Source organism: Alcaligenes faecalis, from assembly GCF_002443155.1.
In the GTDB taxonomy this organism is placed as follows: Bacteria; Pseudomonadota; Gammaproteobacteria; order Burkholderiales; family Burkholderiaceae_B; genus Alcaligenes; species Alcaligenes faecalis.
Genome location: NZ_CP023667.1, coordinates 3021260 through 3036274, shown reverse-complemented (window position 1 = coordinate 3036274; position 15015 = coordinate 3021260). Strand labels below are relative to the sequence as shown.

At 57.1% G+C, this 15015-nt stretch carries 12 protein-coding genes; 6 read left to right on the top strand and 6 right to left on the bottom strand.

Annotation, left to right across the window (positions count from 1 at the left end):
• Positions 1–144 precede the first annotated feature (144 nt).
• A complete protein-coding gene (locus CPY64_RS14195) occupies positions 145–3465 on the top strand; it encodes an autotransporter outer membrane beta-barrel domain-containing protein (RefSeq protein ID WP_042486319.1) in 3321 nt (1106 codons plus the stop codon).
• A gap of 121 nt (positions 3466–3586) precedes the next feature.
• Here the strand turns inward: CPY64_RS14195 and CPY64_RS14190 are convergent, their stop codons facing one another.
• Positions 3587–4114 (bottom strand): DUF2478 domain-containing protein, encoded by a 528-nt coding sequence (locus CPY64_RS14190; RefSeq protein WP_042486317.1) that lies wholly within the window; start codon positions 4112–4114, stop codon positions 3587–3589.
• Between the two features lie 284 nt (positions 4115–4398).
• On the opposite strand from CPY64_RS14190, the gene CPY64_RS14185 reads away from it, so the two are divergent.
• Positions 4399–5148 carry an IclR family transcriptional regulator gene (locus CPY64_RS14185; RefSeq protein ID WP_042486315.1) on the top strand — a complete coding sequence of 250 codons (750 nt, stop codon included), beginning with the start codon at positions 4399–4401 and terminating at the stop codon, positions 5146–5148.
• Between the two features lie 117 nt (positions 5149–5265).
• Here CPY64_RS14185 and CPY64_RS14180 read toward each other — a convergent pair whose 3' ends face one another.
• Genes CPY64_RS14180 through acuI form a run of 3 tightly spaced genes read right to left on the bottom strand, consistent with a single transcriptional unit; the run spans position 5266 to position 8198 of the window.
• Positions 5266–6018 (bottom strand): enoyl-CoA hydratase/isomerase family protein, encoded by a 753-nt coding sequence (locus CPY64_RS14180; protein WP_042486314.1) that lies wholly within the window; start codon positions 6016–6018, stop codon positions 5266–5268.
• Complete coding sequence (locus CPY64_RS14175) at positions 6015–7166, bottom strand: CaiB/BaiF CoA transferase family protein (RefSeq protein WP_042486312.1); 1152 nt, start codon at positions 7164–7166, stop codon at positions 6015–6017. The genes CPY64_RS14180 and CPY64_RS14175 overlap by 4 nt, the downstream gene beginning before the upstream one ends.
• Positions 7167–7211: 45 nt before the next feature.
• Positions 7212–8198 (bottom strand): acrylyl-CoA reductase (NADPH), encoded by a 987-nt coding sequence (acuI, locus tag CPY64_RS14170; RefSeq protein WP_035273442.1) that lies wholly within the window; start codon positions 8196–8198, stop codon positions 7212–7214.
• 341 nt (positions 8199–8539) lie between these two features.
• On the opposite strand from acuI, the gene CPY64_RS14165 reads away from it, so the two are divergent.
• The 4 genes from CPY64_RS14165 to CPY64_RS14150 are packed head-to-tail and all read left to right on the top strand — an operon-like array spanning position 8540 to position 13093.
• Positions 8540–9538 carry a Bug family tripartite tricarboxylate transporter substrate binding protein gene (locus tag CPY64_RS14165; protein WP_052362974.1) on the top strand — a complete coding sequence of 333 codons (999 nt, stop codon included), beginning with the start codon at positions 8540–8542 and terminating at the stop codon, positions 9536–9538.
• A gap of 34 nt (positions 9539–9572) precedes the next feature.
• Complete coding sequence (locus tag CPY64_RS14160; RefSeq protein ID WP_042486310.1) at positions 9573–11675, top strand: acetate--CoA ligase family protein; 2103 nt, start codon at positions 9573–9575, stop codon at positions 11673–11675.
• A 43-nt stretch (positions 11676–11718) separates the two neighbouring features.
• A complete protein-coding gene (locus CPY64_RS14155; RefSeq protein WP_035273445.1) occupies positions 11719–12471 on the top strand; it encodes an enoyl-CoA hydratase/isomerase family protein in 753 nt (250 codons plus the stop codon).
• 55 nt (positions 12472–12526) lie between these two features.
• Positions 12527–13093, top strand: coding sequence for a cysteine dioxygenase family protein (locus CPY64_RS14150; protein WP_052362973.1), 567 nt, complete (start codon positions 12527–12529; stop codon positions 13091–13093).
• Between the two features lies 1 nt (position 13094).
• Here the strand turns inward: CPY64_RS14150 and CPY64_RS14145 are convergent, their stop codons facing one another.
• The gene (locus tag CPY64_RS14145; protein WP_035273449.1) at positions 13095–13856 is read right to left on the bottom strand and encodes an alpha/beta hydrolase family protein; all 762 of its coding nucleotides are present in this window, start codon (positions 13854–13856) and stop codon (positions 13095–13097) included.
• Positions 13853–14977, bottom strand: a complete 1125-nt coding sequence (locus CPY64_RS14140) for a DUF3182 family protein (RefSeq protein ID WP_042486306.1) — start codon at positions 14975–14977, stop codon at positions 13853–13855. Before CPY64_RS14140 ends, CPY64_RS14145 begins: the two co-directional genes overlap by 4 nt.
• Positions 14978–15015 lie beyond the last annotated feature (38 nt).

The following is a 15015-nucleotide window of genomic DNA, read 5'->3' as shown; positions in this document are numbered from 1 at the left end:
TATGCGGCGACAAGGGCTTGGGACGGCACGAATTAAACGTTTTTTGCGCGTTATTTGCATTAAGGTGCTGGCTCGAGGGATTGCCTCTGGGGTGCTTACTGCCAGGGACGCCTTGTGTTCTTCTCAATCCTGGAACTCTTGCCCATGTCCGCGATCTTGAAAACCCTGTTCAATGCTAGTGTCTTGCTGTTGGCTTCGGCCAGCGCCCAAGCCTATCAGTCTGAAATGATCCACAACAAGAACGGGGAGGCCGTATATGAACTGCGTATTTTCGGTACGCAGGATGGGGCCTACTCAATGGATGATCCGGTTAATGGGGCACGCTCAGTTTTTGATCTGGACGACAATGCCTACCTGAAAATTCGAGGCGCAGTCAGTCGCTGGGCAGAAATCGTGTCTTTGAAGCCGGGGTATGTCCCAGCTATTATTAATGTCGGCACAGTGAGCGGCCAGAACGCCCGGGCTGGGACCAACGTGACGCCTGATCCGGATTCAGCAGGCTTGCTTTACCTGCTTCTTCCCCAAGCGGCCTTGCTTAACAAGCTGGACAGCGAGCAGGTCCAGCTCCCTCTTGCCGAGGTTGTGGTGGGGCGTATCAATTTTGAGACTGCCGCGCTTCGCCCCAGCCAGCTTCCCTTGAATGATCGAGCAGATTACGCAGCTGTCATATTCCATGAGTTTGGTCACACGATGGGGATGATTGGTGTTGCACAAGATAAATGGGGCTCGGATACACCTTACATACGCCCGTTTCTGACATCTTGGGCGCAGGGTTTACGCGATGACAATGGCAATGCGGCTCGGCCGGAGCAGGCGGTGCTGTGTTCGATGTGCAATAACGCTTACGATCCAGATGCGTTTGATCTGCGCAAGGACCAGGGCTATTTTACGGGTCAGCACGTGCAGGAAGTATTGGACGGTGCCATGCCAGGCATACCGGTGCGGATTTTGAGTTATAGGCGTGGGCAGCCAATTGGGGTGGATACCGATTACATGGGGCATTCGGAGCTGCGTAACAGTCTGATGAGCCACCAGTCTTATCGTAATTACACCAATATGATGGAAGCGGAGCTGGCATCCTTGCAGGATATGGGCTTGCAGATCGACCGACGTAATTTCTATGGCTATTCTGTCTACGGCGATGGGCTCACACTGACGAGCAATAATGGTTTTTTTGCTCGAAACAGCGAAGGGACTGCTTATCTGCCGGGCCAATACAACCAGGCGACTCAAGGCGTGGGGTTGCATATTTATGGTGAACGCAACACCCTGACGCAGGCCGCTGATTTGTTAAGTGCAGGCCCAGGCGGGCTTGGTGTGCGCGTGGATGGTAGCGAGAACACGCTCATCATCCCCGAAAGTACCCGTATTCATGCACAAGGCTGGTATGGCCGTGGCCTGCAGTTCAGCTATGGTCGCGAGCACACGATTGTGCAGCGGGGTGAAGTACGCGCTGAGGGTGAAGATGGCGTCGCTGCTCTGTTCGACTTCGGCAATAATGCGATGGGCAATTTTGCGGATGGCATTGGGGGTGGGGACTATCGTGGCTCCTGGCTCTTGAATGATCAAGGTGACCTGGCTCCCGCCGAGTTTTTGCCTTTGGCCTTGCAGGGCGCACTGATCAAGGACTACCATTTATCCGGTCTGCTGTCGGGCAAGAAAGCCGCTATTCAGATTTCCAGAAATGCCCAGGTGGAAAACATCAACATCATGCAGGGAGCCCGGATTCAGGGCGATATCCTGTCTGACTACTCCACTCGCCAAGGCAATGGAAAATTGTTTGTCACCCATGTGAATTTTGGGCAAAAAGCAGATGAACAAGGGCGTGCCACGCTGCAGGCCGATCCTGATTTTCGTCTGCGCTACGACAGCAATATTCAGGGTGTCGATAATCTGGCTGTCGTGATTGCGGGGGGTGAGAGTTCGCTCAATGGTCAGCATCAGTTGCATGGCCTGCGTGTGGATGCAGGCGCTACGCTAAGCGGCAATAGCAGCTACGTCATCAATCCGGAAGGTAATTTCAGTAACCACGGTACCTTGAGTCCGGGTAACTCCTTTGGTCAGATGACGATTCAAGGCGATTTCATTCAGGCCCCCGAAGGCCGGGTGTTGATCGAAGCCGACACGCGTCAGCATGACCGGATTGAGGTGCAGGGTCTGGCTCAGCTGTCTGGTGAGCTGAAATTGCAGTTGCAGCCGGATTGGTATGCCGATGGCTGGTCCTTGAGCCAGAACACGGTCTTCCAGGCCACACAGACCCAGGGCGGTTTTGATCTGCTGACAGCCAGCCTGAATTCGCCCAGCCTGAGCGTGCATGTGAATAACGGTGGCTGGTTTGTCAGCCGTCAGGCGGCCGCTTACTCGCCCTATGCAGGTAATCCTAATGCGGTTGCCGTAGGTCGCAGTCTGGAACAGGCTTCCACTGACCATCAGCGCCCCTTGGCTTCTATCTATCAGGCTTTGGATTTCTCCAGCGCGGATGGCAGCGAGATTGGTGACGCGCTCAATCAGTTAAGTGCCGGTGCTTATGGGGCTCAATTGGCTGCCAGCGTGCGTCGAGAGCAACTGGTGTCCGAGCAACTGCGCCAGCGCCCTGGCCTGGGCAAGGATGGCTGGCAGACTTTCATCCAGCCTTTTGGTGGCCGTTATCACTGGCAGTTAAGCAGCAATGATGTAGACCACCGCAGTCAGACTTATGGTGTCGTGTTCGGTGCGGAACATCGCGCTGCAGGCAGCGATTGGAGTTTGGGTGCCCATGCGACTGCCAATGAGCAAAGCTTGAATATAGATGCCCCTTATCAGGCCAAGAGCACGCTGACGGGGTTGGGTGCCGGTGTGCATGCCTTATATCGTGCCGATGCTCGCGAGGGCTGGAAAGGTCTGGCGCAAGTTCGTATGGGCTTGGAGCAAGGCAAGCTGAACCGACGCATCGCATTTTCTGACTATCAGGCCAATCCCAAATCTGACTGGACCGGTCATACCTTTGCAGCGGGCGTTCAGACTGCCTATAACTGGCCTTTGGGTGAGGCAGGCAGCATAGGCCCGGTTCTGGCCTTGGATTATCTGCGTTATAGCCGCCCTGGTTTAAGTGAAGAGGGTGATGCTGGTAGCCGCTTGCAGCTGGATTCGACCCGCGCCCATTCTTTGCAAGCGTCGCTGGGCCTGGCTGTCAGCCAGGCTTGGGAATTGAAGCAGGGCCGTCGTTTACAGGCGGAGGTCTCCGCGTCCTGGGAGCAGGCTTTGCTGGGCCGCAAGCAAACGCAGTATGCACAGTTTGAAGCTTCACCGCAGACGGGCTTTGATGGTCGCTATGCACGGGTAGACAATCATGCTCTGGCCTTACGCGCAGGATTGACCTTACAAAGCTCCGAGCGCTTGCGTTTGGGTGTGTCGGCGGGGACCCGCTTGTTGGGTAATAGCCGGGCAGATATCTCGGGGAATGTGTCGCTGAACTGGGCGTTCTAGGCTCGCTTAGCCGGGGTTTTGAAGGGCTGGCTATCTGTCAGCCATGACTGTTTGATAAGGAGCTGCCGGATTGATTCTGGCAGCTCCTTAAGTTGGATCAAGCTAGTTCCGTCGGATGCCCTTAGGCCGCCTGACGGCTGCGCTCGAACCAGTCCCACAGAGCCTGACGATCAGGCGTCAGTTCCACCGCCAGGCCACCCGTAAACTCACGCCATGCAGGCAGGTAGGTGTGGGCCACAACAGTCAGCACCGGGTAGCCCTGGTCGATCAGGGCCATGATCTCGTTATTAAAACCCTGGCCGTCCGCTTCCATAATTCCAAAGCGATTCACAATAACCAGATCAGCCGGGCTTTCCAGCGCCCGACGCAGCACTTCGCTGGCTTCCAGCAAGGCACCAATGTCCAGGCAACAGGCGGTGGATTCCGAACCCAGATTCTGGGTGATGGGATAAAGCGTGCCCTTGTCCAGATCCTGCACGGTGCGCAGGCTATGGTCTTCCTTCTGAATTTCTGGGCCTTGCACTAGACCGCAGACAAGGTAGTTTTTCGCGCGCAGTTCCTGCACGAATTCCAGTAGCAAGGCGTCAGCGCTGCCTTTGCCTGCGTGCACGATGGCCGCAAGGGCAAGAGGCGGAGAAGTAGTGTCCATCGGGGTGCGGCTCCGGGGAGTAGAAAGAGAGGGCAAGGCTCTTTGTACACGCATTCGGCCTGGGCTGGAAAGTGAAAAAATCTCTGTGTTGATAGCCGGTGTTTGATCTTGGCGGGCAGAGGTTGCCTGTTGAAGGTTTAAGTCTTTAAGCCAGTCTTTTTGCAAAACTGGTGAAAATGTTGTGAAAGCCGCTTGCTGCTTTGCTATACGGGCTTGTCTGGCTATGGCGCGGTTCGGTTCCATGAGACAATTCATGCACTTTTAGTGACTGATGGGATATTCGATTGGACAAGACTTTTGTTAAGGGCCTGGTGCTCCTGGAAGCCCTGGCCAAGCACGAACGCGGTTCGGGTGTCACCGAACTGGCCAATCAATTGATGCTCAATAAAAGCAATGTGCATCGCCTGTTGCAGGCCCTGGTTCACCAGGGCTTTGCACGCAAGAATGAAGATACAGGTCGCTACGAGCTGACCATGAAGCTCTGGGAACTGGGCTCGGGCCTGGCCAACCGGCTGGATGTGCGGGTGGAGGCCTTGTCCTTCATGAAAGAGCTGGCCGAGCAAACCCAGGAAACGGTGCATTTGTCGCTGCTGGACGGGGGCGAGGTGCTGTATATCGAAAAGATAGACAGCCCGCAGCCCGTGCGCGCCTACACCACGGTGGGTGGTCGCTCGCCCGCGCAATGTGTGGCAACCGGCAAGGCCATGCTGGCCTGGGCCAGTGAAGATACTTTGAATCTGGTCAAGAATCGCCTCAAGCCTTATACGCCTCGCAGTCTGGTCAAGTTTGGTGATTTGCGCCGAGAGCTGGAGCAGGTGCGTGAACAGGGCTATGCCATTAACCGTGGTGAATGGCGTGAGCAGGTCGTGGGGGCGGCTGCACCTATTTACGATAGTCGTGGAATGGTGGTGGCTGCTTTGGGTATTTCCGGGCCTGCGGAACGTCTGGAAGAAGCCCGGCTGGTTCAGGCCGGTAAAACTTTGATGACGGCAGCGGCACAGATCTCGCGTCGTTTGGGCTATAGCGGCCGTTAAGCTGCTACAGCCCTAGTCAGCTTGTCCGGGCTGCAAGAAGCCACCCGGATGCAAATTGCCCCCAAAATCTGGATGCTTCTCCAGTTTTTGGGGGCAGTTCCATTCAGGAAAGAAAGTTCAAGATTTTGCGGCTTGCCTGAAGGCCGCAATTCTTTGTTTGAGGCCGGGTGCGGAAGCAGAACGTACCAAGGCTGCCATATCCCGGTCAGCTTGTTGTGGGCAGCCCGTTAACTGGTGCAGATAGGCGCGACTGGTGGCGTCCAGCAAGCCCGCAGTCTGTTGAGCCTGCTCGATGACAGCAGGCCATGCATCGGGCTCTTGTATGTCGTTAATAAAACCCAGTTGCTCCGCTTTGGCAACATCAAAAATCTGGCTACCTGCTAGAAGTTGGTGAGCCTGCTGACCGCCAACCAAGGCCGCTAGTCTGCCCGTTCCCAGTGCCAGACCAAATTGCAGTCCAGGCATGCGAAAGCGGGCATCGGCGCTGGCGATGCGCTGACGGCAAACAGCAATCAAATCCACCCCGGCGCCGAAGTTCTGCCCATGCGCCAGAGCCAGGGTGGCGCAGGGCGTATGGGCCAGCATCTGCAAGAGGGTTTCAATGCGGATAAAGCGCAGTACCAGGTCCCCCTCGCTTTCTTGCTCGTAGTCACTGAAGTCAAAACCGGCACTGAAATTGCGGCCTTCACCGCGCAATATCAGCAGACCAGCCTGGGCCTTTTCCGCGGCCTGCACGGCCGCGATCAAGGCTTCGACCAGATCGGCCGACAAGGCATTGCGCTTGTCGGGCCGGTTTAGCGTCAGTGTCCAGACTCTGCCCGCGCAGTCCACGTTCAGGCTGGGACTGCTGCTGCAATACGGCTCTGTCATGGGGTAACTCCGTGCAAGATGCTGTCGTTATGTTCGCCCAATGCCGGGGGCGTCAGACGGACGGGCAAGCCCACCCCATTGATACGTAGGGGCGAGACAAAGGTGCGCGTTTCGGTATCCGTACCCGGTAGGCGAATGTTTTGCACCCACTCCATGTGCTCGACCTGCGGGTCTCGCAGCACGTCGGAATAGCGGTTGATGGGACTGCAGGGCACGCCTTGGGCACGGAATTGAGCCAGCCAGTGTTCGGAGTCGTGCTGCGCAAAGATAGCTTCCAGCAATTCACGCAAGGCATCTTGGTGTTTGGCGCGCAGGGTGGTGCTGGTAAAACGCTCGTCTTCGGTCAGATCCGGGCGTTCTACAACCTGACAGACGGAGCGCCACAGTGCGTCGTTGCCCGCTGCCATGGCGAAGTAACCCCCTTTGCACTGGAACGCCTGGTAGGGCGCATTGCGTGGGTGGGCGGAACCCAGCTTGTCCGGGTCGCGGCCACTGCCGAAATACTCTGAGGTTTGCAGTGCGGCGATGGCCAAGGTGGTCCCCAACATGGGCACGTCGATATGTGCCCCCTGACCGGTAGCGCGAGCTTGAGGCAAGGCGGCACTGATGGCAAACGCCGCATACAAACCGGCCGCAAAGTCCGCCAGTGGCACCCCGCATTTAACGGGGGCGCCGCCTGCTTCGCCCGTTACGCTCATGACGCCGCTCATGGCCTGAATTGTCAGGTCAAAACCGCCTTCTTGTGAGCGTGGACCGCTTTGTCCGTAGGCAGAAATTGAGCAGTACAGCAGTCTGGGATTCAGGGCCTTCAGGCTTTCATAATCCAGCCCTAAACGCTGCATGACGCCCGGCCGGTTGTTCTCCAACAAGACGTCTGCATCCAGTACCAGCTGGCGCGCTTTGGCCACATCTTCGGGGTTCTTCAGATCCAGCGTTACCGAGCGCTTGTTACGGTTCAGCGAAGCAAAGTTCTCGCTATAGCCCTGGTTGATGGGCGGCCAGCTACGCAAGGTGTCACCCCCTTTGGGGTGTTCGATCTTGATGACGTCAGCCCCCATATCGGCCAACAACATACCGCAGTACGGGCCAGCGGCCACATTGCAAAATTCCAGTATCCGAACCCCGTTCAGGGGCAATGTCGTATCCATGAATCAGCTCCAGAGCGTGATAGGTAGATGGGGGCCGACAGGGCCTTAGGCGTTCACATCAACCACGATGCGGCCGCGTACCTTGCCTTCCAGTAACTGGCCGGCTTGATCAATGGCTTGGGAAAGCGTGATGGTACTGGCACCGATGCGCTCCAGGGCTTCGATAGACAAATGCTTGGCCAGCAAATCCCAGGCCGCCAGACGCTCAGGTTTGGGGCAATGCACGCTGTCCACCCCAATCAATTGCACACCACGCAGAATGAATGGGGCCACGGAAGCGGGGAAATCCATGCCTTGGGCCAGACCGCAAGCGGCGACTGCACCCAGGTATTGTGTGCCTGCGCAGACATTGGCCAGGGTATGGCTGCCTACGCTGTCGATTGCTCCGGCCCAGCGCTCCTTGCCCAGTGGCTTGCCCGGTTCACTCAAGGTGTTGCGGTCCACAATTTCGCTGGCGCCCAGCGCCTTCAGATAGCTTTCTTCCTGAGGTCGGCCTGTGCTGGCCATCACGGTATAGCCCAGGGCATGCAGCAGGGCCACGCTGACACTGCCTACGCCACCAGCGGCTCCTGTCACCAGAATCGGCCCCTTGTCGGGCGTGACGCCTTGGCGCTGCAAGGCACGTACGCATAGGGCGGCGGTATAGCCGGCGGTGCCAATCATCATGGCTTGCTGGGTGGAGAAAGCGTCGGGCAGGGGAATCAGCCAATCGCCCTTGACGCGGGCCTGCTGTGCCAGACCGCCCCAATGGACCTCACCCAAGCCCCAGCCGTTAAGCACTACTTTTTGGCCGGACTTGAAATTCGGGTCGCTGCTGTCGGTCACCGTGCCAGCAAAGTCGATGCCGGGCACCATGGGGAACTGGCGCACTACGGGGGATTTACCCGTCATGGCCAGGCCGTCTTTGAAATTCAGGGTGGAGTAGTCGATGCGGACGGTAACCTGGCCTTCGGGCAGGGCGGACTCGTCCAGGGATTGCAGGCTGGCTTTGTATTGGCCGTCGGTTTTGTCGATGACGATGGCAGAGAACATGAGTGAATTCCTTCGATCAGTTAAGGGTTTGTGTTCTGATATTTGGAACAGCGTTCTTTAAATTGACATGGAAAAGCAGTGTTTTCATTTTATCCAGAAGCTCGTTGCGGTCAAGCCCAATGCGACCAGATGATCGAACTGGGGAAATCCCGAAGGGGTTTAATAGTTGACACCTGAAATCAAATATCCCACTATTTGAACCGTTGTCCTAAGTTGCTTGTGTTGTTGCTGTCTGTTGTATTCAAGCCGTTCTCACGGCATTTTTAATATCAAAAACAAGAACAGCGTTCTATATATTGGAACAACAAGAGAGAAAAACTCTCACACAGGAGGCAAGGATCATGTTCAGTTCTTTTTTTTCGCGCACAGGGTTTCTACGCACAGTGCTGGTCTCGGGACTGGCGGCAGTCAGCAGCTTTTCTGCCCCGGCGGCCATCGCGGCCGATACCTATCCCAGCCGTGAAGTGACCTTTGTGGTTCCCTATCCCCCGGGCGGCAACAGCGACAATCTGGCGCGTCTGTTTGCCGACCGTCTGCGCGTCAAGCTTGGCGTTCCCATCGTGATTGAAAACCGGCCCGGCGGCACCACCTCGCTGGGCACGTCGATCGTCGGTCGCGCCAAACCTGATGGCTACACCTTGTTGCTGGCCACCAGCACCGCCTTTACCGTGCTGCCCTATATACGCGACGTGCCTTATGACCCGGTCAAGGGTTTTGATTTTGTAGGTAGCCTGGCGGGGTATCTGCCCATCATGACGGTGCGCAATGATTTGCCCGTCTCCAATCTGAAAGAGTTTGTCGAGCTGGCTCGCAAGGAGCCCGGCACCCTGACCTATGGATCGGCAGGTATTGCGTCTGGCGGTCATTTGGCGGGCGAGATTCTGGAAAACTCCGAGAAGCTGGACCTTCTGCACGTGCCGTTCAAAGGCTCGGCAGACACCATGACGGCATTGATGGGCAATCACATCGATTTCTTTATAGATGGTGTCGGGCTGGAACTGGTGAAAAGCGGCAAGGCCAAAGCCTTGGTGACGTATGCCAGCGTGCGCCATCCCGAACTGCCGGATGTGCCCACACCGAAAGAAGCCGGTTTTGATCTGGCCCTGCCCTTTGAAGGGTTCTGGGGGCTGGCGGTACCGGCAGGCACGCCTGACGATGTCATGAAGAAGCTGGCCAAGGCTACCGAAGAAATCCTGGCCGAGCCGCAGACCCAGGAGCGTTTCCACCGCATCAGCGTCAGTGCCAGCTGGAAAGACGGCGATGCGTATGCCAAGGATCTGGAGCAGAGTCGGGCTTATTACAGCGAGCTGCTCAAGACCATCAAGATGAGCGATGACTAAACGCTCACAGAACCACCAACAGGAGACAAACGTGATGGAAACCGTCACTTGCGCCAGCACGCTGGACGCTTTGCTGGACCCGTCATCCATAGCTTTGGTCGGCGCCTCGGAAGATCAGTCCAAATTTGGCGGGCGACTGTTCCGTATGCTGCTCAAGCACGGTTATGGCGGCAAGGTTCTGCCCATCAATCCCAGCCGTAGCAGTTTGTTTGGTTTGCCCGCTGTGCCCGGTCTGGCTGCACTGGACAGCGCTCCGGATCTGGCCGTGTTTACAGTGGGGGCCGATACCGTCCTGGAGCAGGCGCAGATTGCGGCTCAAATGGGGGTGCGCGGTCTGCTGGTGATCTCGGCAGGCTTTGCGGATGCAGGCGAGCGCGGGCTGGAGCGTGAGCAAGCCTTGCTGCGTATCTGCCGTGATTCGGGCATGCGACTGATCGGCCCCAATTGCCTGGGCATGATCAGCCCCAGTCGCCATCTGGTGCTGTGCTCTTCGCCGGTGCTGGACAGAGACAGTCTGCCGGAGCGGCCTATTGGTTTTGTCAGTCAAAGTGGTGCCTTGATGACTACCTACTTTGATCGAGCCTGGGCCATGGGCGGCGGCTTTACCTATGGATTTTCGGTGGGTAATCAGGCGGATCTGGACCTGTGCGATTTTGTGGATTTTCTGATCGATGATCCCAAGACGCAAGTGATCTGTACCTATATAGAAGGCATTAAAGATACCCAGGCTTTACGGCGCACCGCTCGTCGGGCGCAGGCCGCGGGCAAGCCCTGGCTGGCCGTCAAGGCCGGGCGCTCCAGTGCGGGCAAGGCAGCCGCCTTTTCGCATACCGCCAGCGTAGCGGGGGACCATGATGTGTTTGCCAGTGTCTGCCGCGATGAAGGCATCAGCCTGATGGACGATATGGGAGCCATGCTTCTGTTGGCAAACAGCATGGTGCGCTTTACCAGCAACAGGATTTCCAAAGTCGCGATTGTGACGCCTTCGGGCGGCGGCGGAGCCTTGGCAGCGGATGCGTTGGCAGAGCATGGCGTGGAGCTGTCCGGCTTTTCTGCTTCTACCAAGCAGGCTCTGGCTGCCCACTACCCGTCCGGGCAGGCGGATAACCCGGTGGATCTGGGCGCTCGTCTGACCCAGGATTCCACCGAAGTGGCCCGCGCCACTTTGGATGCCTTGATGCAGGATCAGCAAAGCGATGCGGTATTGATTACGGCCTCCATGTGTCCGCAGGAATGGATGGCGGCTCTGATTGAAAAAATCATCCACCCTGAACCGCACTGGGCCAAGCCGGTCATGGTGGCGTTTGATGCGGGTGCAACGTCCGAGCCTTTGCGGCAGAAGCTGGCCCAGCACGGCCATGCGTATGCCAGCTCCAGTCTGGAAGCAGCCTTGGCCTTGTCGGCCTGGAAACGTCATGGGCAGTTTGTGCCGCGTCAGGCGGCTTTGCGCCCCAGCGCTTGCCAGGCTCCTACCGTGATGCCGCGTGGCGTCCTTAATGAAGACCAGTCCAAGCGCTTGCTGGCGCATTACGGCTTGCCGGTGAATCTGGGCCAGGTGTGCGAGGACGTGGAACAGGCCGTGGCGCAGGCCGAGCAGATTGGCTATCCGGTGGTGATGAAGATTGTCTCCCCCGACATCGTTCATAAAACCGAAGCGGGTGGGGTGGCGCTGGATGTGGCCGAAGAGGCCAGCTTGCGACGCGATTTTGCCCGGCTCTACGCAAATGCCAAAGCCTATAAAGCGGATGCCCGTCTGGAGGGGGTTTTGGTGCAGGCCATGGCCAAGGGCGATGTGGAGCTTCTGATCGGAGCACGTCAGGATGCACAGTTTGGCCCGGTGGTGGTGTTTGGTGCGGGCGGCATTCTGGTGGAAATGTTGTCAGACCGGGTTATTGCGGCTGCACCGTTGACCCTGGCTGATGCGGACCGGCTCTTGTCCACCTTGATGATCGACAAGCTATTGAAGGGATACCGAGGGCGCATGCTGGATCGGGCCGGTGTGCTCGATGCGATTGTGCGTGTCAGCTTCCTGGCTCACGACCTGCGCGACACCGAGTTTGAACTGGATATCAACCCATTGATCGTGGCGGCCACCCGTTGTCACGCTGTCGATGCCCGCCTGTCCATAGGCACATAAAACCAATACTTATTCTTTGAAAAATACCCAGGAGGAGTAAACCATGTCGGATTATCAGTGCATTCTTGTAGAAAACCACGATGACGGTGTTTCCATCTTTACGATCAATCGTCCTGATCGCCGCAATGCCTTGAGCGCCACCGTGGTCAAGGAGCTGCAGCAGGCATTTCTGGCCTTTGATGAAGACCCCACACGCCGTGTAGCCGTGCTGACCGGGGCAGGCAATGACGCTTTTTCTGCCGGGGCGGATATTAATGAGTGGCCCGAGTTGTGGCGCGCCATTCCCACGGTAGGTTTTGAAACCGACAAGCCCATTATTGCGGCCGTTAGTGGTTGGTGTGTGGGTGGAGCCCTGGTGATGGCCATGATGACGGATTTGCTGGTAGCGTCCGAGAGCGCCAAGTTCTCCTACCCGGAAGCCAAGCTGGGCTTTACCGGCGGCATTATCTCGGGCCTGGCCTCGCGCATTCCGCATCATGCCGCCATGGAAGTGATCTTGTTGTGCCGCACGCTGGAAGCCCGCCGTGCTTACGATCTGGGTTTTGCCAATGAAGTGGTGCCGGTGGGCGAGCAAGTCCAGGCTGCCGTGCGCATGGCGCAGGACTTGGCCAAGATGTCGCCACGTGTTTTGCAGACCTTGAAGCGCTTTATCAATAATGAAGTGCTGACGCGTGGCCCGTCCGAGCAAATGGCGCGCACCATGCGACAACTGAAGGCGATCGAGGATAGTTATGATGCCAAGGAAGGGATGAACGCCTTCAAAGAAAAGCGTGCCCCGGTGTATCTGAACAAATAAGAACTGATTCACGAATTGGGCCGCAAGGCCCAGTCAACTATGGAGACATCCCCTTATGCACCCCCGTTTTGAGCGTTTTATTCAAGGGATGAATGAATTGACCGGCCGCCCGGCTGTCGCCGAGGCGGATATCCTGCGTGATGGCCGTGTCCTGCTGGGCGAACTGGTAGCCCAGGACGATTGGCTGGCCTCGGAGTACACCCAGCCCCATCCCCAGTTTTATCAGCAGTACTTGCTGTATTGCTGTCCGCAGGAACGCTTTTCCGTGGTCAGCTTTGTGTGGGGTCCCGGCCAGAAAACCCCTATCCACGACCATACCGTGTGGGGCTTGATTGGTATGTTGCGTGGCGCGGAACGCTCCCGGCCTTTTGACCGTGATCCCGATACCGGCCATATGACAGAACAAGACACACAGACTCTGGAACCAGGCGTGGTGGAAGTGGTGTCACCCACGGTGGGTGATATACACGAGGTTTCCAATATGTATGACGACCAGGTGTCCATCAGCATTCACGTTTATGGTGCGGATATCGGCAAGGTACGCCGTCACGTCTTCGACCCGCAGACTGGGCAGGCCAAGGAGTTTGTCTCCGGCTATGCCAACCGCCCGGCTGTCGCGTGAGTCAAGTGGTGTTGTTGGGCAGGTGCCCAATACGGGCGCCAATAATCATTTCCTGAATCCAGCGATACAGCAGCACGGAGTAATCACGCTGGGCGACTTTCTCGTCCAGCGCGTGGTTGCTGCCTTCCAGCACTCGATGTGTCAGGGAATGAGCCTGGCTGAAGGCTTGGCGATACGTTAGCAAGGTCTGGCGGGGAATCAGCTCATCGTATTCCGCTTCAAACAGCAAAACATCTCCCGTGAATTTGGAGCAGGCCTGCAAGGCGCGGTTCTCTTGCGGAGAATGAGTATGCAGACGGTAGTCCTGCAGCAACTCTCGGTTGAGCTGATCCTTTGGAGACAGCCAATCGTCGTCCGGGTACAAGGCAGGAGCCAGCAAGCTGAGCCAGCGTACCGATCGAAATTCACTTAACAGGCAGGCCAGATAGGCGCCATAACTGTGCCCCACAATGGCGATGGAGCTGGAGTCCACCATAGGGTGGCTGCTCAAGGTGTCAAAGGCCGCGCAGATGTCCTGAAAGTTCTGTTCTCGGGTGACTTTCTCGCGCTCGTGCTGATTGGCATTGTGCCCGGCAAGATCAAAGGTCAGACAAATACAGCCCATACCGGCAATGGTGTGGGCGCGTTTCAGGTCAAAGTGCTGGCTGCCGCCCCAACCGTGCACGAACAAAATGCCAGGGACAGGGGATTGGGGGACTAGCAGGCGTGCATCCAGGTGCTGATGGGGCACTTTGATGGTGGTGTTGAAAATTTCCGTACTCATGATGGTAGTGGGCCGCCGAAGCGGGCAAGATAAGCCTCGTCTTCTTGGTCGAGGCTGTAAAGATGAGGGGAGTTTTTCACCAGGCTGGCATCGTCCAGATAGCGCTCGCGTGTCCATGCGTGGGTATGTTGGAGCTCAGGGTGGCGTTGCAGGGTGCGGATGGCCAGAATCTCTGCAATGGACGCTCCGCCGAAACGCCAGGAATGTTCCAGTACGGCTGCCTTGTAGTGGCCACGCGCATTTTTACCGACGATGAGGTCATAGTTGCGGCGTGAGGCATACAGTTCAGGAAAGGCCTGCCTGATGTTTTTTTCGTAGCTTATGGTCAGCTCAAGCAGATGCTCAATGCGCTTCATGCCCGAGAGTTGCAGCAACTGCTGAAACCCGCCGCGAACCAGTAGCAAGCTGGAGCCGCCATATACGGACTCGTGCTGCAGGTTGTTGGTCTGGTGTTGCTGGCCGATATAGGAAAAAAGATGCTCGCCCACCTGGGTCTGGCCGATGCTGAAGGTCTCGCCATCGAGCAGGTTCTCCTCCAGTACCAGACCCTGTTCCAGTTGACTCTGCCACGGCGGCAGGTTCAAGAGCTCTTCCAGCTCTTGACGGCTGTAGATCACCTTCTGGCCTTTGCCTGCATTAGCACTGGCCAGTTTGGCCCGTATGCCGGCCTGGCCTGCTTCATCCAGAAGGCTCATTGTGCGTAGCGCGTCGTTTCTTGAAAAGACGCTGTAGCCTGGCAAGACCGCGTGCCGTAACGCCAGGCCCAGCTCATTGTTCCAGCCTTCCGGGCGATCCATATCGTCTTGGGGAAGGGGGTGGGCGACGGTTTTATGGGCCAGAAAGTCATGTGGCACTACACCCCCATACAGTTGGGAGGCCTGTTCGATACCCAGTTGTCGCGCCTGCTCCAGGCTCAAGGTCTGCAGGGGGAGGTAGTAAGTGTTTTCGGAGCTGGGCTTTAGCTGGTCCTCATAGTCAATATGGACTCGAGGCAGATCCAGGAATTGCGCCAGTTCCCTGGCCATGAATTCCAGACTTTGGAGCGCGCCTTTGTTGCAGCCCTTGCTGGGCAGGCTGATTTGCAAGGAGGTCTTGGGCGTAGAGGTAAGTATCTTGCTCATGGGGCCATCCTTTTAAGTAAAGAGAGTGCGGCCAGTGT